Origin of the sequence: Prevotella bivia DSM 20514 (genome assembly GCF_000262545.1) — a bacterium.
Taxonomy (GTDB): Bacteria; Bacteroidota; Bacteroidia; order Bacteroidales; family Bacteroidaceae; genus Prevotella; species Prevotella bivia.
In genome coordinates, this window is record NZ_JH660658.1 from 41,177 (window position 1) to 61,177 (window position 20,001).

Annotated in this window: 13 protein-coding genes, 2 tRNA genes, 3 rRNA genes and 1 pseudogene; 11 read left to right on the forward strand and 8 right to left on the reverse strand. The window is 41.6% G+C overall.

Annotated elements, in window-relative coordinates:
- Position 1: 1 nt before the first annotated feature.
- Positions 2-1,309 carry a DUF1302 family protein gene (locus tag PREBIDRAFT_RS00165; RefSeq protein WP_004338376.1) on the forward strand — a complete coding sequence of 436 codons (1,308 nt, stop codon included), beginning with the start codon at positions 2-4 and terminating at the stop codon, positions 1,307-1,309.
- Positions 1,310-1,421: 112 nt separating this feature from the next.
- Here PREBIDRAFT_RS00165 and PREBIDRAFT_RS10770 read toward each other — a convergent pair.
- A pseudogene (locus PREBIDRAFT_RS10770) lies at positions 1,422-1,954 on the reverse strand (IS982 family transposase); the annotation flags it as partial.
- Between the two features lie 786 nt (positions 1,955-2,740).
- Here PREBIDRAFT_RS10770 and PREBIDRAFT_RS00170 point away from each other — a divergent pair.
- From PREBIDRAFT_RS00170 to rrf, 5 genes are all read left to right on the forward strand, one after another.
- A 16S ribosomal RNA gene (locus PREBIDRAFT_RS00170) occupies positions 2,741-4,269 on the forward strand.
- 200 nt (positions 4,270-4,469) lie between these two features.
- A tRNA-Ile gene (locus PREBIDRAFT_RS00175) sits at positions 4,470-4,543 on the forward strand.
- 112 nt (positions 4,544-4,655) lie between these two features.
- Positions 4,656-4,729, forward strand: a tRNA-Ala gene (locus tag PREBIDRAFT_RS00180).
- A gap of 226 nt (positions 4,730-4,955) precedes the next feature.
- Positions 4,956-7,864, forward strand: a 23S ribosomal RNA gene (locus tag PREBIDRAFT_RS00185).
- A gap of 120 nt (positions 7,865-7,984) precedes the next feature.
- A 5S ribosomal RNA gene (rrf, locus tag PREBIDRAFT_RS00190) occupies positions 7,985-8,097 on the forward strand.
- The 16S, 23S and 5S rRNA genes sit together here with 2 tRNA genes alongside, the layout of an rRNA operon.
- Positions 8,098-8,618: 521 nt before the next feature.
- Here rrf and PREBIDRAFT_RS00195 read toward each other — a convergent pair.
- The 4 genes from PREBIDRAFT_RS00195 to PREBIDRAFT_RS00210 form a co-directional block, all read right to left on the reverse strand.
- Complete coding sequence (locus PREBIDRAFT_RS00195) at positions 8,619-8,987, reverse strand: desulfoferrodoxin family protein (protein WP_004336751.1); 369 nt, start codon at positions 8,985-8,987, stop codon at positions 8,619-8,621.
- 93 nt (positions 8,988-9,080) lie between these two features.
- On the reverse strand, positions 9,081-9,932 hold the full coding sequence (locus PREBIDRAFT_RS00200) for a hypothetical protein (protein ID WP_004338873.1): 852 nt from the start codon (positions 9,930-9,932) through the stop codon (positions 9,081-9,083).
- Positions 9,929-10,660 (reverse strand): hypothetical protein, encoded by a 732-nt coding sequence (locus tag PREBIDRAFT_RS00205; protein WP_004336753.1) that lies wholly within the window; start codon positions 10,658-10,660, stop codon positions 9,929-9,931. Before PREBIDRAFT_RS00205 ends, PREBIDRAFT_RS00200 begins: the two co-directional genes overlap by 4 nt.
- Positions 10,657-11,157 carry an RNA polymerase sigma factor gene (locus PREBIDRAFT_RS00210; protein ID WP_004336754.1) on the reverse strand — a complete coding sequence of 167 codons (501 nt, stop codon included), beginning with the start codon at positions 11,155-11,157 and terminating at the stop codon, positions 10,657-10,659. Before PREBIDRAFT_RS00210 ends, PREBIDRAFT_RS00205 begins: the two co-directional genes overlap by 4 nt.
- Positions 11,158-11,331: 174 nt before the next feature.
- Here PREBIDRAFT_RS00210 and PREBIDRAFT_RS00215 point away from each other — a divergent pair, with 174 nt between their 5' ends.
- From PREBIDRAFT_RS00215 to PREBIDRAFT_RS00230, 4 genes are all read left to right on the forward strand, one after another.
- On the forward strand, positions 11,332-12,231 hold the full coding sequence (locus tag PREBIDRAFT_RS00215) for a diaminopimelate dehydrogenase (protein ID WP_004336755.1): 900 nt from the start codon (positions 11,332-11,334) through the stop codon (positions 12,229-12,231).
- Between the two features lie 469 nt (positions 12,232-12,700).
- Positions 12,701-14,218: an MFS transporter gene (locus PREBIDRAFT_RS00220; protein WP_004336756.1), complete on the forward strand. Its 1,518-nt coding sequence runs from the start codon at positions 12,701-12,703 to the stop codon at positions 14,216-14,218.
- A 231-nt stretch (positions 14,219-14,449) separates the two neighbouring features.
- Entirely contained in the window at positions 14,450-16,528 is a 2,079-nt protein-coding gene (locus PREBIDRAFT_RS00225; RefSeq protein WP_004336757.1) for a protein-disulfide reductase DsbD family protein, read from the forward strand.
- Between the two features lie 354 nt (positions 16,529-16,882).
- A complete protein-coding gene (locus PREBIDRAFT_RS00230) occupies positions 16,883-17,413 on the forward strand; it encodes a DUF6359 domain-containing protein (protein ID WP_004336758.1) in 531 nt (176 codons plus the stop codon).
- 142 nt (positions 17,414-17,555) lie between these two features.
- Here the strand turns inward: PREBIDRAFT_RS00230 and pyrH are convergent, their stop codons facing one another.
- The 3 genes from pyrH to PREBIDRAFT_RS00245 are packed head-to-tail and all read right to left on the reverse strand — an operon-like array spanning position 17,556 to position 19,463.
- Positions 17,556-18,266, reverse strand: a complete 711-nt coding sequence (pyrH, locus tag PREBIDRAFT_RS00235; RefSeq protein ID WP_004336759.1) for a UMP kinase — start codon at positions 18,264-18,266, stop codon at positions 17,556-17,558.
- A 23-nt stretch (positions 18,267-18,289) separates the two neighbouring features.
- A complete protein-coding gene (locus tag PREBIDRAFT_RS00240) occupies positions 18,290-19,078 on the reverse strand; it encodes a biotin--[acetyl-CoA-carboxylase] ligase (RefSeq protein WP_004338875.1) in 789 nt (262 codons plus the stop codon).
- Between the two features lie 19 nt (positions 19,079-19,097).
- Entirely contained in the window at positions 19,098-19,463 is a 366-nt protein-coding gene (locus tag PREBIDRAFT_RS00245; protein WP_004336761.1) for a YraN family protein, read from the reverse strand.
- A gap of 81 nt (positions 19,464-19,544) precedes the next feature.
- Between PREBIDRAFT_RS00245 and PREBIDRAFT_RS00250 the strand changes: the two genes are divergently transcribed.
- Complete coding sequence (locus tag PREBIDRAFT_RS00250; RefSeq protein ID WP_004336762.1) at positions 19,545-19,997, forward strand: nucleoside deaminase; 453 nt, start codon at positions 19,545-19,547, stop codon at positions 19,995-19,997.
- Positions 19,998-20,001 lie beyond the last annotated feature (4 nt).

Here is a 20,001-nt window from a genome sequence, read left to right on the forward strand (position 1 = left end):
CATGAGAATGCTGCGATTATGGACGATGCTCTTGCTTGTGTCGATGCTCTCGGCACAGGCATTTGCCCAGATTGACACCTCGGCGGTGGAGATCGATTCCGTTGATGCGGAATATGTGCAAGAGGAAGAAACGGAGGACAACGCCCTGCGCATTCAGGTAAAGGGCTTTCTCGATACTTACCATGCCGCACGCACCGAGGGAAAAGCCGACTGGATGGCTTCGAGAACCCGTGCGCGCGGCGAGGTGAAACTCGAAAAAGGGGCGGCTTCGCTCTTTGTGTCGCTGAACGCTATCTACAACGGAATACTCAAAGACCGCACGGGAATGGAGTTGCGTGAGGCATATCTCGCATACGCCAAGGGAAACCTTGACCTTCGCGTGGGGCGTCAGATTGTAGTGTGGGGAGTGGCAGATGCCCTCCGACTGACCGACTGCGTGTCGCCATTCGACTATACAGAGTTCCTTGCGCAGGACTATGACGATATCCGTATGCCCGTCAATGCCCTGCGTGCCAAATACACATGGCGCACAGTGACATTCGAGGCGATAGGCATTCCCGTGGCCGACTTCTTCATCTTGCCCACCGACCAGCGCAACCCGTGGGCATTGAGCCTGCCGTCAGCCTCTCTTCCCTATGCCATAGACTTGGAAAGCGGCAAGCCAGAAAAAAGGCTTCGGAATATGGAGTACGGCGGGCGGATAACGGTCAGCCTCAGCGGGATTGATTTCTCCCTGAGCGCACTGCGCACATGGAACAAGATGCCCGCCCTCTCGCTTGCCTTGTCCAAGGACGGAAAGTCGCTTTTAGTCAATGGGGAATACCGACGCATGACGATGCTCGGCGCCGACTGCTCGCTGCCCATCGGGCAGTTTGTCCTTCGCACAGAGGCTGCGTGCTATTTCGGCGAGGCGCAAAGCGGAAGTGTTGGAAAGGACGTGGTATGCCGAGATACATACAACGCCCTTGTCGGCGTCGACTGGTATCCAGGCAACGACTGGAACTTCAGCGCGCAGTACTGCCACAAATACACGGCGGGCAGCATTGACGGTTTTTCTGTCTATCGCCATGCTGGGCTTGCTACAGCTCGCCTCTCCAAGGAACTGCTGCGCAACACGCTGAAACTTTCATCCTTTGCCTATATCGACGTAGCCAATGGTGGCGTTTTCAACCGCATCTCTGCTTCCTACGCCTTGAACGACCAAATCGAACTTACCACTGGATACGACTTCTTCCATGCCGACAAAGGAAAGTTTGCAATGTATAAACAGAATTCCGAGGTATGGCTGAAAGCGAAATATAGCTTTTGAATGACATAAAGATATTACATTTCATTCTTTTATAAGATGACAAAGAGAAGGATCTTCTTTTATCCTTTTTATCTCTTTTTCTATCAAAACGATTATTTCCTGTTTCACACATTTTGTCGTCAGTGTTGCCAGGTGTGAGCATCCACTGTATAATCTCTCCTTTGTCATTGATGATAAGATGTAGCTTGAATCCATAGAACCAACCCATAGTACACTTGCCATTGGCAGCCCAGCCTTTCATAGTCTTATGCTTGTACATACGCTTGATGTGGCAGCTGCGCAGGGGAATAGAGTCTATGATTGAAATGCCAGTGCATTTGCCTAGGGCACATGTCTGTAGAAATATCAATAAGAGCATATTTACCTTTTGCTGACGCTCGACAAATCGGTTATAGGATAGTGTATGGGGAAATTCGGAACGATGATGTTCACAAATCTCATGACGATAGAACGTTTTGAGATCTATGTAATGAGACTGATGATACATGATGAGGATAGTCATTATTTCACTATCGCTCATTACACACGGACGGTTTCGGCGATGCTTACTAGACTCGTCTAACAGACGTTTTTGAGTTGAGGAGCAAAAAACTTGCAGAATTCATCAAGAATACAGAATATTTCTATTAAATTTGTACTATTTATAGGAGTGGATATTTTTTCGTTAATACTTTGATTATCAACTATAAAGAAACGAAAAACATTCCACTCCTACAACTTTTTTGAAGATTTTCTTATACCGAACTCAGGTATATAGAACTAATACTTGAAATTATTTTACTGCTAATAGCTAGGTACTGTTTTTGTTTCCAAAACATCATCTTTTACTCGTCAAAAGGTGATCTTTTATGGTGCAAAAGGCTATCTTTTACAGCGTAAAAGGTTATCTTTTCTTTTACCTTTTTAAGTATTTGATTATCAGTGTATTTTACTTCTATTTTTTGGGGTATCTGTAGGAGTTTGTTTAAGAATTTATTTATACAATTTGCAATATGGCTTCCTGCTCTTTTTAGTATATTATCATTACTTAGTGCTAGCTTTTGTGGTAATCATATTCTATATATATTATAATGTGTATTTCCTCTTTTCTTCTATTTTGAGGTAGAAAACCAACTTTTTTCTCACTTTTTTCTTATTAAAGTTTGGTGTTTTGTTCTAAACTCTATACCTTTGCACTCGCTTTTACGAAATGAGTCATTCACAATTCGTTTAGGCACAACAAGAAAGAGTTCTTTGAAAAGATTTACATAACAGACAAAGTAGTACAAGAAGCAATAGTGCATATTTTTATGCACATTGGTAAAAAACAAACCGTTGATTTATTTAACAAGGGTGCTTTTAAACTTGATACTTTAGAATTTAGGATACATTCGAGCTATAGATACAAACGTTATCACTATTTTTTAGTGATATACATTATAATGATATTTTACAATGGAGAGTTTGATCCTGGCTCAGGATGAACGCTAGCTATAGGCTTAACACATGCAAGTCGAGGGGCAGCGAATAGATAGCTTGCTATTTATGTCGGCGACCGGCGCACGGGTGAGTAACGCGTATCCAACCTACCCATAACTAAGGGATAACCCAGCGAAAGTTGGACTAATACCTTATGTATTCGTTTGATCTCATGAGATTACGAATAAAGATTTATCGGTTATGGATGGGGATGCGTCTGATTAGCTTGTTGGCGGGGTAACGGCCCACCAAGGCAACGATCAGTAGGGGTTCTGAGAGGAAGGTCCCCCACATTGGAACTGAGACACGGTCCAAACTCCTACGGGAGGCAGCAGTGAGGAATATTGGTCAATGGACGCAAGTCTGAACCAGCCAAGTAGCGTGCAGGATGACGGCCCTATGGGTTGTAAACTGCTTTTATATGGGGATAAAGTGGGGAACGTGTTCCCTTTTGCAGGTACCATATGAATAAGGACCGGCTAATTCCGTGCCAGCAGCCGCGGTAATACGGAAGGTTCGGGCGTTATCCGGATTTATTGGGTTTAAAGGGAGCGTAGGCCGTTTGGTAAGCGTGTTGTGAAATGTAGTAGCTCAACTTCTAGATTGCAGCGCGAACTGTCAGACTTGAGTGCGCACAACGTAGGCGGAATTCATGGTGTAGCGGTGAAATGCTTAGATATCATGAAGAACTCCGATTGCGAAGGCAGCTTACGGGAGCGCAACTGACGCTGAAGCTCGAAGGTGCGGGTATCGAACAGGATTAGATACCCTGGTAGTCCGCACAGTAAACGATGGATGCCCGCTGTTAGCACCTAGTGTTAGCGGCTAAGCGAAAGCATTAAGCATCCCACCTGGGGAGTACGCCGGCAACGGTGAAACTCAAAGGAATTGACGGGGGCCCGCACAAGCGGAGGAACATGTGGTTTAATTCGATGATACGCGAGGAACCTTACCCGGGCTTGAATTGCAGATGAACGATTTAGAGATAATGAGGTCCTTCGGGACATCTGTGAAGGTGCTGCATGGTTGTCGTCAGCTCGTGCCGTGAGGTGTCGGCTTAAGTGCCATAACGAGCGCAACCCCTTTCTTTAGTTGCCATCAGGTTCTGCTGGGCACTCTGGAGATACTGCCACCGTAAGGTGTGAGGAAGGTGGGGATGACGTCAAATCAGCACGGCCCTTACGTCCGGGGCTACACACGTGTTACAATGGGTGGTACAGATAGTTGGTCGTGTGCAAATACGATCTAATCCTTAAAACCATTCTCAGTTCGGACTGGGGTCTGCAACCCGACCCCACGAAGCTGGATTCGCTAGTAATCGCGCATCAGCCATGGCGCGGTGAATACGTTCCCGGGCCTTGTACACACCGCCCGTCAAGCCATGAAAGCCGGGGGTGCCTGAAGTTCGTGACCGTAAGGATCGACCTAGGGCAAAACTGGTAATTGGGGCTAAGTCGTAACAAGGTAGCCGTACCGGAAGGTGCGGCTGGAACACCTCCTTTCTGGAGCAGGATGTAAAACCTTGCTAAAGTAGCCAAACATTTGGCAACAAGATTAAAGTAACCGATATATTTTTATCAATATATTATTGTTATCAATATAAATTGGTTTGTTTTCTTCTTGTACTGCGAGTAATCTGTATTATATACTTTATTTCAGCGTATAAGGAAGCTAGGCAAGAGCCGCATGGCTTTTCCAACTCAGTCCTATAGCTCAGTTGGTTAGAGCGCCACACTGATAATGTGGAGGTCGGCAGTTCAAGTCTGCCTGGGACTACTTCTTAACTCGTAGAAGTGTGTGTGTTGTTCTCATTCTAGTATTGAGGATTTAATATCACCTTAAACGAACAAATAACGATACTCTGTATAAAGTAAATATAAAACCCCTTGGGGGATTAGCTCAGCTGGCTAGAGCACCTGCCTTGCACGCAGGGGGTCAACGGTTCGAATCCGTTATTCTCCACATTAGACTATAAAATCTCTATTTTTTATAGAGTAGTCTTTACGATCTTTGACATATTGCAACAATGAATAAACTGTAAGTATGAACTGTTTTTTATAATATTATTATAATAAATAGTTTCTAAGAAAAGAATTCCATTTCTTTTAATAGAAATCACACAACAGCTGAAAGTATGAGCTACATACTCTTTTTGCGGTATTAGTTTACTAGCAATTAGAGTCGAGCGAAGAAAGTAAGAAAGGGCGCATGGCGGATGCCTTGGCTCATGGAGGCGATGAAGGACGTGATAAGCTGCGATAAGCTTCGGGTAGATGCAAATAATCTTTGATCCGAAGATTTCCGAATGGGACAACCTAGCGTGTTGAAGACACGTTACTCTTGCAATGTAAGAGAGCTAACGCAGGGAACTGAAACATCTTAGTACCTGTAGGAAGAGAAAATAATTTAATGATTTCCCTAGTAGTGGCGAGCGAACGGGAAGTAGCCCAAACCTATGACGTAGCAATGCGCCATAGGGGTTGTAGGACCACGACATTGTATTAAGTCAATCGAGAAGAATATTCTGGAAAGAATAACCATAGAGGGTGATAGTCCTGTACTCGAAGTGCGACTTAGCATAGTGGTATCCTGAGTACCGCGGAACACGTGTAATTCTGCGCGAATCAGCCGGGCCCATCCGGTAAGGCTAAATACTCCCATGAGACCGATAGTGAACGAGTACTGTGAAGGAAAGGTGAAAAGCACTCCGCGAGGAGAGTGAAATAGTTCCTGAAACCATGCGCCTACAAGCGGTCGGAGCAAAGTAATTTGTGACGGCGTGCCTTTTGCATAATGAACCTACGAGTTACCATGTCTGGCAAGGATAAGTGATTCAGTCACGCATCCATAGTGAAAGCGAGCCTGAACAGGGCGTTATAGTCAGATGGGGTAGACGCGAAACCAAGTGATCTACACTTACCCAGGTTGAAGTTCGGGTAACACCGAATGGAGGACCGCACCAATAAGCGTTGAAAAGCTTCTGGATGAGGTGAGTGTAGGAGTGAAAGGCCAATCAAACTTGGAGATAGCTCGTACTCCCCGAAAGGCATTTAGGTGCCGCGTGCTACGATCAGCATAAGAGGTAGAGCGACCGATAGGTCAAGAGGGCTTCACCGCCTATTGCGACCTGACGAACTCCGAATGCTTATGTTTTGCAGTAGTGCAGTAAGGGGGCGGGTGCTAAGGTCCGTCCCCGAGAGGAGAAGAATCCAGACCGTCATCTAAGGTCCCGAAATTCTGTCTAAGTTAGTCTAACGAAGTGTGGTCCCCGTGACAGCTAGGATGTTGGCTTGGAAGCAGCCATTCATTCAAAGAGTGCGTAACAGCTCACTAGTCGAGGGTCCGTGCATGGATAATAATCGGGTATTAAGTCAGATACCGAAGGTGCGGGATAGTATTGTATATAAAAAGTATCGGTAGGGGAGCATTCCATCGGCGCAGAATATAGACCGTAAGGTTTGTTGGAGCTTATGGAAAAGCAAATGTAGGTATAAGTAACGATAAAAAGGGTTAGATTCCCTTTCGCCGAAAGACCGAGGTTTCCCGGGCGATGCCAATCAGCCCGGGGTTAGTCGAGTCCTAAGTCTCATCCGAACGGAGCAGGCGATGGCAGATGAGGTTAATATTCCTCAACTTGCTTATATAGTGAAGTGGAGACGGAGCAGTGACACTGTCGCGTCCTGACGGACATGGACGTTTAATATTTTAGGCATTGATAGGTGCAGGCAAATCCACACCTTGAGCTGAGAATAGAAAGTACAACTTTCTCTTCGGAGAAAGTTGATAGTACAGGTAATCATACTCCCGAGAAAATCCGCTAGCGTTAATATTTAAGCAACTCGTACCGCAAACGGACACACGTGGTCGGGTAGAATATACTAAGGCGTTGAGAGATTCATGGTTAAGGAACTAGGCAAATTGACCCTGTAACTTCGGGATAAAGGGTCCTCGTATTTAGCTATACGAGGCGCAGAGAATAGGTCCAGGCAACTGTTTAACAAAAACACAGGGCTGTGCTAACTCGAAAGATGATGTATACAGCCTGACACCTGCCCGGTGCTGGAAGGTTAAGAGGAGAGCTTAGATGTAAATCGACGGTTTGAATTGAAGCCCCAGTAAACGGCGGCCGTAACTATAACGGTCCTAAGGTAGCGAAATTCCTTGTCGGGTAAGTTCCGACCTGCACGAATGGTGTAATGATCTGGACGCTGTCTCAACCATGATCTCAGTGAAATTGTAGTATCGGTGAAGATGCCGATTACCCGCGATGGGACGAAAAGACCCCGTGAACCTTTACTACAGCTTAGCATTGACCTTGGTCATCCGATGTGTAGGATAGGCCGGAGGCTTTGAAGCGGGCGCGCCAGCGTTTGTGGAGCCATCCTTGAAATACGGCCCTTTGGCTGTCTGAGGTCTAACGCGCTTTATGTGCGGACATTGTTTGGTGGGTAGTTTGACTGGGGTGGTCGCCTCCAAAAGCGTAACGGAGGCTTCCAAAGGTACCCTCAGGTCGATTGGTAACCGACCTCATGGAGTGTAATGGCATAAGGGTGCTTGACTGGGAGGCAGACATGCCGAGCAGGTAGGAAACTAGGGCATAGTGATCCGGCGGATGTGTATGGAAACTCCGTCGCTCAAAGGATAAAAGGTACTCCGGGGATAACAGGCTGATCCCCCCCAAGAGCTCATATCGACGGGGTGGTTTGGCACCTCGATGTCGGCTCGTCACATCCTGGGGCTGGAGAAGGTCCCAAGGGTTGGGCTGTTCGCCCATTAAAGTGGCACGCGAGCTGGGTTCAGAACGTCGTGAGACAGTTCGGTCTCTATCTATCGTGGGCGTTGGAGTTTTGAGTGGTGCTGACACTAGTACGAGAGGACCGTGTTGGACAGACCTCCGGTTTACCAGTTGTGCCGCCAGGTGCACTGCTGGGTATCTGAGTCTGGTATGGATAAGCGCTGAAAGCATCTAAGTGCGAAGCCTTCCGCGAGATGAGAACTCCTCATAAGGGTCGTCATAGACGATGACGTTGATAGGGTGTAGGTGTACAGACGGTGACGTCAAAGCCGAGCACTACTAATTGCCCGAAACTTTCTTCGGTGCTTTCTAGGGTAATATTCCCTATTGGCACAGTGGTTCATTCTTTGAGCTGTTGATTTCTAGGACAGTAGATAGTATTCTACTCTTATAGTTTATTAGTTACAATATGTCACCGTTATTTAGGTGGTTATTGCGACGGGGTTCCACCTCTTCCCATTCCGAACAGAGAAGTTAAGCCCGTTTGCGCCGATGGTACTGCAATGCAATGTGGGAGAGTAGGAGGCTGCCTTTTTTTATAGCAAGTAGAAGTCCTGATTACTGAAAAGTAGTCAGGACTTTTTTTTTGTGTGTTCAGGACTTTTTTTTGTGTGTTGCCTGCTTATACTTTTATGATTTAATTTTATTGCTGTCCGATAAAACTTTATATTCCTTATAACTTATGCTTCAGCCCCTTATTTTATGGTGTTGAAGCATGATTTTTTAATTCCAAGCCCCATTCCCTGAATAACGGCATCGGTGATGGATCCGAAGCAGCCTCTTCAACACATCACAGAGCAGTAAGTTGGCTATCAAGGTAATCCAAATTTGTATCTTGATGGCATCCTCGCTCTCTCCATAGAAGTAGCGAAGCGGGAAATTCTGCTTTTAATGCGGCTGATTTCATACGGCAAAGGTATGAACTTTATGTTCACTACTTTGCTTTACCAACTGGAAAAATCCGCTGACCCAGAACAATGGAAGTTTTTGAAAAAATATGAAAATAGCCTCTTCCTTTTGTAGAAAGAGGCTATTTGTGTTTATATGTGAGAATACTTATTTAGATCTCCACAAGCCGTGTAGGTTGCAATATTCGCGAGCGTAAACGTTTTTAGCATCGGTCTTGAATTCTGCTACAGGCTTCTCAGAAGGAGAAAGATATTTGCGTAGAACTTCGTTGTTGTCTGTGATTAGCTCAATCCATTGGATAGAATGCTCTTCTGTCATAGGATGTTCTACAGAACCAACTGTTACACGGTATCCGCCTTCGATCTTCTCCACTACAGGAACATGCTTTTCTGTTGCTGCGTCTGTAGTGTTTTCTACAACTCGCTGGTGGCTGCATAGATCTTTTTCAGAGTCGATTAATACTTCAACAAGATTGTTGCATCCCTTACACTTATATACTTCTAATTTCTTTGCCATAATGTTTCTGTTTTAATTTGTACTAATGCAAAGATAAATATTAATATCGTAAGCGCCAAATATTTTTGGATTTATTATAATTTTAGCAAACAATTATTTTGTATTAATGTATCTCTTTGCGCTGAGTATCATTTCCTTTAAGAAGTTATCTTTCACCACTTGGCACAGACGATCCAACTCTTTTGTTACCATCCTTTTTTCGTGGACATCTAGTTTTGGAGCCTTTTTACACGCTTTATAAAGCGAATTAACGTAGTAAGGAGTAGCCGACGAATTGGGACTTCTGCCAATCAGTCGTCGATAGTTGATGAATGTTGCGAGAAAGTTTTCAGAAGGTCCTGTTGTTATAACATTCGTTTTACTCCAATCAATATTATTCAGTTTGTCCCAATCTGCATTATTTAATATCGAGTCGGCTTCATCAAACTTTATAATGTACGAACGCTTTTGATTTTTCTGTCCAGGCTTTTTTGATAATACCGCAATAAGTCTACCCTCAACAGCGCCACTTCTTTTCTCCGTCCATTCCATAGCATAGGCATATCTACGTGTAGGATCTTTAGTGTCCATATAATACTGCTGAATATTATTATCGTAAAGCGACGATCCTACTTCAATGTTTTGATTATTTATTCCAGCGATTGATCTAAGGGTTCTCTTGCTGTTCTTGTTGTTTTGAATTTGCAAATAAGCCCCTTTTCTATCGCTCAAGAAAGCCTTCTTAAGACGCTCTAGCTGTTTGCCCGAATGTTTGTCTAAACAGAATTTGTATTCTTTCATAAAGTCGCGCGAGTCGTTACCATCGTTATGCTCAATGACATACGACGACACTTTATTACTGCTAACAAACTGATCAATAGCTTTTTGTATTTGCTCTTGCGCTTGCATCACTGACGGCATCATAGAAACGACGACCCCCAGCATAAAAATTCTAGTCTTTTTCATAATTCAATAACATTTATTGATTCTACATTTTCTTTTTTATATTCGATAGATCCATCTTCGTTTGTAATAGGGACATAGCCCATTGCTCCTGCACGTGCAATGCAAAGTTCGGTTTTTGCATGCTCTGCTTCTTGCTGAATTTCAGCAATATTTTGAGCTATGATACGTTTTGTTTCCTCGCTCAGTTCATAGTTTGAGAGAAATTCTTCATCTACTTCAACTGATTTCACATTTTTGAGCGTAGGCTTACAATCCTTTTCCTTTATTTTTTGTTCCTTTACTTTTTGGGCTACTTTTGCCGTCTTTTTTATGTTTTCAGTAGCTTTTGGCTGTACATCAATTATAAGAGGTTTATCCACTTTTATCTCCTGCTTTACCTGTTTTCTAATGCTCTCCGTTATCGCTACCGTTTCTTTTTCTCTTTCTATGCCTCTATTATATATAATAAAAGTTGTAGCAACCGAAACCACCAGTACCACAGTAGCTGCTATTTTCATCCATAGCCTGTCTTTCTTTTGCTTAGGTACGATTATTTCTTCGCTTACCCTATTTGGCATTCCATCATCGAAATAGCCAAACATTTTCTTATACGCTTCCCATTCTTGAGGAATATTCTCTTCCGAGCGGAAGTAAGCCCCTAAAGCTTCCTCTTCCTCTATCGAGGTAAGTCCCTCCATGAACTTATGAAGCAGTGCCTCTATTTTATTCTTATTGTATATGATACTCATTGTTTATTCCTCCTTTTAATATCGTTTAATAGTGTGTGTCTAGCTTTTGAAAGCAGTGTGCTAACCGAAGTTTCTTTCAGATCAAGCAGCGTTGCTATCTCCTTTATTGATTTCCTTTCTACCTGTCGCATCTTTAATATGGTGTATTCCGTTGTAGGTAATTTTCCCAATCTTTGTTCTAACCATTGCCAGTTCTCGTTTTCCTCCACCGCAACATCAGGTAAGTTATTACAAGCTATTTGCTGCTGTCGCTCCTCTAATGGTACGCTCCTTCGCTGTCGTTTTTGGTTGAGTGTCTCATTATGTGCAATGCGCGAAGCCATAGCCGTTACCGATCGAAACTCGTCAAGATGATCTCGCATTTGCCAAAAACGTATTAGCACTTCTTGTGCTACATCCTCGGCGTCCGACTCTGTTGCTCCAGCAGCTATGCTAGCCGCAAAAGCTGCTTGGCGAATAGTAGGTGCTATATTGGCAAAGTCTTTTTCTTCTATCATCTTTTTTATGCTTCTTACATTTATGACACATTCTATACCGCAATCTCAATTTATTTTAACTTTTTTTCAGTAGGTTAGCAAGGTGATAATTTGAGAAAAGTATTGAAATATATCTTTTTTGATGTACTTTTGCAGCAAAGATAATAAGATATTAGTTTTTAAAGTAAAAAGATTATGAAGAAAATTAGAGCAGCAGTTGTAGGCTATGGTAATATTGGTCAGTTTACCGTAGAGGCATTAGAAGCAAGTAACGATTTTGAGATAGCAGGCATTGTACGCCGTCAAGGAGATAAAGACAAACCTTTAGAGCTTACTCCATACGCAGTTGTTGATGATATTACAAAGTTAAAGGATGTTGATGTAGCTATCCTAGCAGCTCCAACTCGTAGTTGTCCAGAGTATGCAGAGAAGATAGTTGCATTAGGTATTCATACCGTCGACTCGTATGATATTCACACAGGTATCCTGGAATATCGCACCGCACAGATGGAAAACTGTAAGAAAGCTGGTAAGGTAAGCGTTATTGCTGCAGGTTGGGATCCAGGGTCTGACTCTGTAGTGCGTGTGCTTCTCGAAGGTCTTGCTCCAAAGGGATTGTCATATACCAACTTCGGTCCTGGTATGTCAATGGGACACTCTGTTTGTGTACGTGGCAAGGAAGGTGTTAAGGAAGCTCTTTCAGTAACTATCCCATTAGGCGAAGGCATTCACCGTCGTATGGTATATGTAGAACTTGAAGAAGGTGCTAAACTTGAAGAGGTAACTAAGCTCATCAAGGCCGATCCATATTTTGCAAGTGATGAAACTCACGTTTTCGCTGTAGCTAACGTTGATGATGTTAAGGACATGGGACACGGTGTGCACATGGTACGCAAGGGCGTGAGTGGAAAAACTCAGAACCAGCGTTTCGAGTTCAATATGAGCATCAATAACCCAGCACTTACAGCACAGGTTCTTGTAAACTGTGCTCGTGCCGCTATGCGTCTAGCTCCAGGATGCTATACCATGCCTGAAATCCCTGTAATCGACTACCTTTCACAGAGTCGTGAAGAGGTGATTAATACTTTGGTATAAAAATAAGAAATATTAAACGAGTTACAGCTCGCAGACACGTTAGAAGTTAAGCCACTTAAAACCAAATGCGAGATCTACTCTATAACAAATATCCCTATTTTTCTTTGTGAGAAATAGGGATTATTTTATGTTTGCGATTGTAAAAGGTAATCTTTTACTTTTGTTGTTTTAACTACTAGATATATAGCTTCTCATTTTTCTTTGCTGATAAGCAATTTTGAAAAATACATACAACATATTTATAGTTACAGCTTCTGTACAAATAACTTATTTTTCAAAATAGAATAGGGGTATATATAAGGTGAAAGAGTTGAATATAAATCTTCGCTTTAGGTAATTTAGTTAAAATTAGATGAATATATCAAGTATTTTGTCTTATTTATGAGTAAAAATATTATATTTGCAACATAATGAACAATATTTAAAGTAATGGTCGCACAATTATTACTAACTTACAACTATTTATTATATGAATACCTTGGACAAATCAAAGCAATCCTCATCGGTAATTTCTACAACCGTACAATTTGAAGGTAATGATAAAATTTTAGTCGGCATGATCTGCGGACTTTTGGGCTTTTGGCTTTTTGCGCAAAGCATGCTAAACGTTAATCTCGTAATGGGCAAAAGCCTACACTTGGATAGTTCTACGCTCAATTTTGCAGTTTCAATTATGGCGATGGTCTGTGGTATGTTTATTGTTGTCATTGGACGTTTGGGCGATATACTTGGACATACTCGTGTGTTGCGTATTGGTTATTATCTCAGCATTGTTGGATCAATCATTATTGCTGTTGTCCCTCTCTCGGGTATAGCAGGACCACTGCTTATCTTAGGGCGTATCCTTATGGGAGTCTCTGGTGCTGCTATCATGCCTACTAGCTTGGCTTTGATTAAGCGATATTGGCAAGGGCACAGACAGCAACGTGCCATTAGTCTTTGGTCAATGGGTACATGGGGTGGGGGTGCCTTTGCCTCCTTCGTTGGCGGACTAATTTCTAAATATCTTAATAGTGGACTTTTTGAAGGTTGGCGTTGGATCTTCATTTTTTGCGCATTGACAGCTACCTTGGGTGTTTTCCTTTTACGTGATCTTCCTCAAGATCCAAAGCCAGCCAGTAACACGCCTTCAAAGTTTGATTATCTAGGATCCTTTATCTTAGTATTGATGCTCGTTTCGCTGATGATTATCATAACCAACGGGGGTGCATGGGGTTGGCTAAGCCTTACTACTATCTTACTAGCTGTTATCTTCTTGGTATGCATATCTCTATTCTATCGTATAGAGAATAAACGTGGCAAGGAAGCCCTTATTGACCTCCAACTGTTTAAGAGTAAGAAATTCAGTGGTGCAACCATTGTGAACTTCTGTATGAATAGTATGGCAGGTTTACTCATCATTGCTATGATGCTGATACAACAAGGGGCACAAGTTGACGAGAGTTCCGCAGGTATGCTTACACTAGGCTATGGCATTGCACTCGTCAGCTTTATTCGCGTAGGTGAAGTCATTATGCGGAAGTGTGGTAAACGTTTTCCTATTCTGTTGGGACTATCACTTGTTATGATAGCTACTCTTTTGCTTTTACCTACCCACATTATGGCTCATCAATACAAAGTACTCGTTATCATATCCATGACTTTCTTTGGATTGGGTCTCGCACTCTTTGCGACCCCTATTACTGATGTGGCATTAAGTGATTTAGACAATAGCGATGCTGGTGTAGGTTCTGGTATCTTCAAGATGGCATCGTCGCTTGGAGCTGCGATTGGAGTGGCTATTTCAACAGGTCTCTTTATGGGAATTAGCATGTCTAGTAATAAAATCAACTTTCTTGATACTTTTCTAGTATGGATGGGTCGTCAAGAAAATGTGATGATAAGAGGGGGTGCTATGATCGCTATTTTCTTCAACCTACTAATAGTAGTTGTAGCTATCTTTATAACTATGCGTACTATACCTGGGAATAAAGAGAGTAGGAAATAATAATGGTAAGTAGTTTAAGTTGCTTCATAGGGAGAAAAATGATTTTATTATATATCACCAATCGTAAAAAAAATATGAGTGAAAGAACACAAATGTACTGATCATATAGTCAGATGAATATATCAAATCGTTATATCTAAATCTATTTTTTTTTATTAACAGATTTCCTCTTCCTCCTCTTATTATATTTTTAGTATCTTTGCACAAACAAAAATCATTATACTAGATAATATGAAGACAACTAAAATTCTATCATTGCTTGTGATGCTGTTTGTCTCTGTTCTCGGTTTTGCTCAAGGGCAACCAGTACATTTTAGTGTTCAGCAAAAGCAGGTGTCTCCTACTGAGGTGGATGTTATTTTTTCAGCAACTATAGATAAAGGTTGGCATGTTTACTCTACAGGTTTACCTGCTGATGGTCCTATTTCCGCTACAGTTACTACCGAAAAAGCGGTTGGTGCCGAACCTATAGGCAAGCTTATTGCTAGTGGGCAAGAGAAAAATGTGTTCGATCCAGTATTCAGTATGAAGTTACGTTATTTTGAAAACAAAGTAACTTTCATTCAAAAATATAAAATTACGGGTAAAACTTATCATATCAAGGGGTTCCTAGAGTATGGCTCTTGCGATGATGAGCAATGTATGCCTCCTACTGATGTTGAGTTTGATTATAAAGGTAATGGTCCAGCTACAGCTCCTACCGCAAAGGAAACAGTAGCGGAAACAACTGCTGGTGAGGGCAAAACAGTCGAAAGCGCATTAGATGCTTTGCCTGCAGTTGCTGCTACAGATACTATGGCAAAAGCGGTGGTAGCAGGCGACTCTGTAGTTGCTCCTATTGCTGCCCCTGCGTTATCGAAGGATGTGGAAGCACAGTGGTGGACTCCAATTATAAAAGAGCTTAAAGCTTTTAATGAAACGACTGGCAGTCAAGGTCAGTCGCTTTGGTATATTTTCTTGATGGGTATTGTGGGTGGATTAGTAGCATTGCTTACTCCATGTGTATGGCCTATCATTCCAATGACCGTTAGCTTCTTCTTGAAGCGTGCGAAAGACGATCGTAAGAAAGGTATTCGCGATGCTATTACTTATGGTATTTCGATTATTGTTATCTATATGGGTTTAGCTTTGCTTATTACAGCTATCTTTGGCCCTCAACGTTTGAATGCCTTGGCTACCAATGCACCTTTCAACATCTTCTTCTTCTTGATGTTGCTTGTGTTTGCCTTTAGCTTCTTTGGTTGGTTCGAATTGGCTTTGCCTTCTAAGTGGGGTAATGCTGTTGATAATAAGGCCTCAGCAACGACGGGCTTGTTGTCTATTTTCTTGATGGCATTTACCTTATCACTTGTTAGTTTCTCTTGTACAGCTCCTGTAGTAGGCTTATTGTTGGTGCAAGCTGTTACGAGTGGCGACTATATTGCTCCTGCTGTAGGTATGTTTGGTTTTGCACTAGCTTTAGCCTTACCTTTCACGCTCTTTGCATTGTTCCCAACATGGCTCAAGCAAGCACCAAAATCGGGTTCTTGGATGAATATGATCAAGGTAGTGCTTGGCTTTATTGAATTGGCATTTGCCCTCAAGTTCTTCTCCGTAGCCGATCTTGCTTATGGTTGGCATTTACTCGATCGTGAGGTATTCCTATCACTTTGGATTGCTATCTTCGGTTTACTTGGTTTGTATCTCATCGGTATATTCAAGTTTCCACACGATGATGTTGATGGTAAGCCAATGCCAGTGCCTGCTATTATGCTTGGTTTGGTATCCCTAGCATTTACTATTTATATGATTCCAGGTCTTTGGGGTGCTCCATGTAAGGCTGTTAGTGCTTTCGCACCTCCTATGAATACACAAGACTTTAACCTAGCTCCAACAACAGTACATGCAGCTTATACCGATTATGAAGAGGGTATGCGTGCTGCGGCTGCTACAGGTAAGCCTGTTTTGATCGACTTTACTGGCTTTGGCTGTGTAAACTGTCGTAAGATGGAAGCTTCTGTATGGAGTGATAAACGGGTAGCCGATAAGCTTATGAAGGATTACATCTTGATTTCTCTGTATGTAGATGATAAAACTCCATTAAAGGAGCCTATTAAGGTGAAACGTACAGATGGTACCGAACGCACCTTGCGTACTATTGGCGATAAGTGGAGCCATTTAGAGGAATCTAAGTTTGGTTATCTTGCTCAACCTTTCTATGTTCCATTGGATAATATGGGTAAACCTTTGAATGGCAGCTATTCTTATAAGGAAGATATACCTGCTTATCTCGACTTCCTCGATAAGGGTTTAGAAAATTATAAAAAGTAAAGATCTTATTTTCACATATAACATCGGGCTTGTTCACCATGAATAAGCCCGATTTTCTTTTTCGTTTTCTGCTTTTAATCCTTTCTATATTGTACTAGTTTTTTCGTTGTGTGCGATTACAATGTTAAAGAGGTCGTTTTCTTCTTTATATTATTTGGAAATATTATTCATTTAGTTTATATTTGCACTATGTTTTTTCTAGTGATTTTGACTTTCTTTTAAAATCACTCCGAGGTTGGTAGCATCCTGCACCAACCTCTTTTGGTTTTAGGGGTTTGATAAAATCATTTATTTTGATTTGGCTGTAATAATTCATTTTTATACCTTTGTCAGAGCAGTTTTAACCTTATTAGTATGTATAAAATAGTTACTATACTTTTCTTTTGCTTGTGCAATTTTTGTTTCTGCTCGTGTGGAAAAATAATAGAGGAAGATGAAAAATCATCTGATAAAATTGAGAAGATAAAGCCAAAGCATAGCGGTGGTACTTCATCTACTAGCGGGCCAACATCTACCCAAAAAGGTTATGATGAGAACCACCCTCTTAGTGTTTCTGAATTTTCTAAGTCTAATTATGGTGATGCTGCTGTATGGGTGGTAGGTTATATAGTAGGCGACTGTAAAAAGAATATAAAATATGCCGAGTGGGAACCTCCTTTTTCTTACGATTCGTCTATTTTGTTAGCTGATGTTAGTGGTGAAACAGATGCGGACAAGGTAATGTCTGTTCAGTTAGTAACTGCATCGATAAAGAATGATTTAGGTTTGATTTATCACCCTGAGCTTAAAGGAAAGAAATTACTAGTGCTTGGAACTAAACAAACCTATCTAGGTGTGGTAGGTATAAAGAAGTATATAGGCGCTTATACCCTTTTAGATCAATAGGAGGGGATTGATCGAATTTTGCTGTTGCGGTGCTGATTTATCCATTATTTGCATTGCCTTAATTGGGAATCAATTGTTATAAGGTGATATAGAAAGAGACGATGCGATGCATCGTCTCTAGCGCTTAACAAAGCAATACTTTTTAGTTGTGAACCAATGTGCCAATGTCTTCACCATCCATTACCTTCTTTAGGTTGCCTATAATATCCATATTGAATACATAGATAGGTAAGTTGTTTTCTTTGCACATGGTGGTAGCGGTGAGATCCATAACTTTTAAGCCCTTATTGTAAATATCATCGTAAGTAATTTCAGAGAATTTAGTTGCGGTAGGGTCTTTCTCTGGATCGGCAGTATAAACACCATCTACACGAGTGCCTTTTAGCATTACATCTGCTTCAATCTCAATACCACGAAGGCTAGAACCAGTATCTGTTGTAAAGTAGGGATTGCCAGTTCCGCCCGACATAATAGCAATGTTACCATTTTCCATTGCTTCGATAGCTTTCCATTTGCTATAAAACTCCCCAATAGGTTCCATACGAATAGCGGTGAAAACTTTCGCTTTTGCACCTATAGCTTCAAGAGCAGAGCTAAGTGCTAAGGAGTTGATAACTGTGGCGCACATACCCATCTGGTCGCCTTTTACACGATCAAAACCTTTTTGGCTGCCACTCAAACCACGGAAAATATTACCACCACCGATAACAATGCCTATCTGAACACCCATTTCTTGCACTTCCTTTATTTGACGTGCATAGTCGTTTAAACGATCAGCATCAATGCCGTAACCTTGTTTACCCATTAAGCTTTCACCTGAAAGCTTCAATAAAATGCGTTTAAATCTTGCCATATCTTTACTATAATAATTTCGTCTTATAATACAAATTCTACCTCTTTAAATAAGTAAGAATTTACCATTCCTTCACGGGTACGTAGGACAAGATGCCCATCATCTTCCACTTCTACAATGGCTCCTTCAAAGTACCCATTTTGATCTTTATATTGGTAAAACCCTTTTTTACGGTAAAGGCTTTCATGATAAAGCCCACTTATACCGTCATATTCGCTATGCTCAATATAATTAAAGTATTTGCGAAAAGCTGTAACGATCTCTGTTAAGAGCGTTTCACGATCCACTTCATGCCCGAGTATTCCACAAAGCGAAATAGGGTTAGGAGCATCTGATTTAAAATCGGTTTGGTTTACATTCAATCCCACTCCGAGTACAAAGTCTTTGATGTGTCCACCTGATAGTTTTGTTTCTATCAATGTGCCACTTAGCTTCTTATCTTTCCAATATATATCATTGGGCCATTTTAAGGTAATATCCTCTGGAACATATTGATTGATAACCTCCTTCAAAGCCAAAGCTCCTGCCTCGGCTAATAGGAATTGTTGACGAAGAGGAATACGTGAAGGGTGAACCAATACAGAAAAGAGTAGGTTTTTGCCATTTTCACTTTCCCATTCGTTAGTGCCTTGTCCTCGACCTGCTGTTTGATAATCTGCAATCACTATTGTCATCTTCTCACCTTCTTCTGGCGTATAAGTGCGAAGATAAGTATTTGTGCTATCAACCGATGTGAGCTGTACTACTTTATAATCGGTCGGTGTACTTTGTTTTGATATAAATTTACTTTTTATCGCCTGAAACAATCCCATTGTTTAATATCATTCTATTTTATATAAAAGGTAAGAAAGCGTCAATGATGTGGTTTATCTTAGGTTCGCTTTCTGGTGTTCCTAGTACTGTTATAATATCAAATCTTACATCGTAAGCACCACCATATCGTTTTATAAAAGCATTTGCAGCAATTGATAACGACTTTATTTTTTGAGCATCAACAGCGGTGTCAGCATCTGTAAAAACTTCGTTACGGCGTGTCTTTACCTCCACAATAATTAGTGTTTCGCCCATTACCGCAACTATATCTATGTCGCGATGTCCGCATTTCCAATCACGATAGAGAATAGTGTAGCCTTGTCGCTGTAAGTAGTCAGCAGCAACATTCTCGCCCCATTTTCCTAGTTCGTTATGATATGCCATAATGTTTTCTATATGTTTTTTATACTTACAAAGATATGTTTTTTTAGTGTATATTCAAAATAAAACAAGTATTTTTGCAATATGAGTACAGAAGAAACTGTAAAGAAAGATATTTACTATATGCAGCGTGCTTTAGACGAAGCAAAACAGGCATATAAAGAGGGAGAAATACCAATTGGCGCTATTGTTGTGTGTAAAAATAAGATTATAGCACGCGCGCATAATCTTACAGAAACCCTACACGATGTAACAGCACATGCCGAGATGCAAGCCATTACGATTGCTGCTAATGAGCTAGGTGGAAAATACTTAGAGGATTGTACGCTTTATGTTACTGTAGAGCCTTGTATTATGTGTGCTGGTGCATTAGGTTGGTCGCAAATAAAGCGTGTTGTTTTTGGATGTCTTGATGAAAAACGTGGATACCATGAATATGCTCCTAAAGCTTTACACCCTAAAGCAAATGTTATAGGTGGGGTTTTGGACAGCGAATGCAAAGCGCTTATGCAACGCTTTTTTAAGGAACGACGATAGCTAT

Excerpts from the sequence above, each read along its gene's own strand:
- PREBIDRAFT_RS00165 (WP_004338376.1), top strand. The coding sequence starts at position 2 with ATGAGAATGCTGCGATTATGGACGATGCTCTTGCTTGTGTCGATGCTC.
- PREBIDRAFT_RS00225 (WP_004336757.1), top strand. The coding sequence starts at position 14,450 with ATGAAGACAACTAAAATTCTATCATTGCTTGTGATGCTGTTTGTCTCT.
- PREBIDRAFT_RS00200 (WP_004338873.1), bottom strand. The coding sequence starts at position 9,932 with ATGAAAAAGACTAGAATTTTTATGCTGGGGGTCGTCGTTTCTATGATG.
- PREBIDRAFT_RS00215 (WP_004336755.1), top strand. The coding sequence starts at position 11,332 with ATGAAGAAAATTAGAGCAGCAGTTGTAGGCTATGGTAATATTGGTCAG.
- PREBIDRAFT_RS00240 (WP_004338875.1), bottom strand. The coding sequence starts at position 19,078 with ATGGGATTGTTTCAGGCGATAAAAAGTAAATTTATATCAAAACAAAGT.
- PREBIDRAFT_RS00210 (WP_004336754.1), bottom strand. The coding sequence starts at position 11,157 with ATGATAGAAGAAAAAGACTTTGCCAATATAGCACCTACTATTCGCCAA.
- pyrH (WP_004336759.1), bottom strand. The coding sequence starts at position 18,266 with ATGGCAAGATTTAAACGCATTTTATTGAAGCTTTCAGGTGAAAGCTTA.
- PREBIDRAFT_RS00245 (WP_004336761.1), bottom strand. The coding sequence starts at position 19,463 with ATGGCATATCATAACGAACTAGGAAAATGGGGCGAGAATGTTGCTGCT.
- PREBIDRAFT_RS00230 (WP_004336758.1), top strand. The coding sequence starts at position 16,883 with ATGTATAAAATAGTTACTATACTTTTCTTTTGCTTGTGCAATTTTTGT.
- PREBIDRAFT_RS00250 (WP_004336762.1), top strand. The coding sequence starts at position 19,545 with ATGAGTACAGAAGAAACTGTAAAGAAAGATATTTACTATATGCAGCGT.
- PREBIDRAFT_RS00205 (WP_004336753.1), bottom strand. The coding sequence starts at position 10,660 with ATGAGTATCATATACAATAAGAATAAAATAGAGGCACTGCTTCATAAG.
- PREBIDRAFT_RS00195 (WP_004336751.1), bottom strand. The coding sequence starts at position 8,987 with ATGGCAAAGAAATTAGAAGTATATAAGTGTAAGGGATGCAACAATCTT.
- PREBIDRAFT_RS00220 (WP_004336756.1), top strand. The coding sequence starts at position 12,701 with ATGAATACCTTGGACAAATCAAAGCAATCCTCATCGGTAATTTCTACA.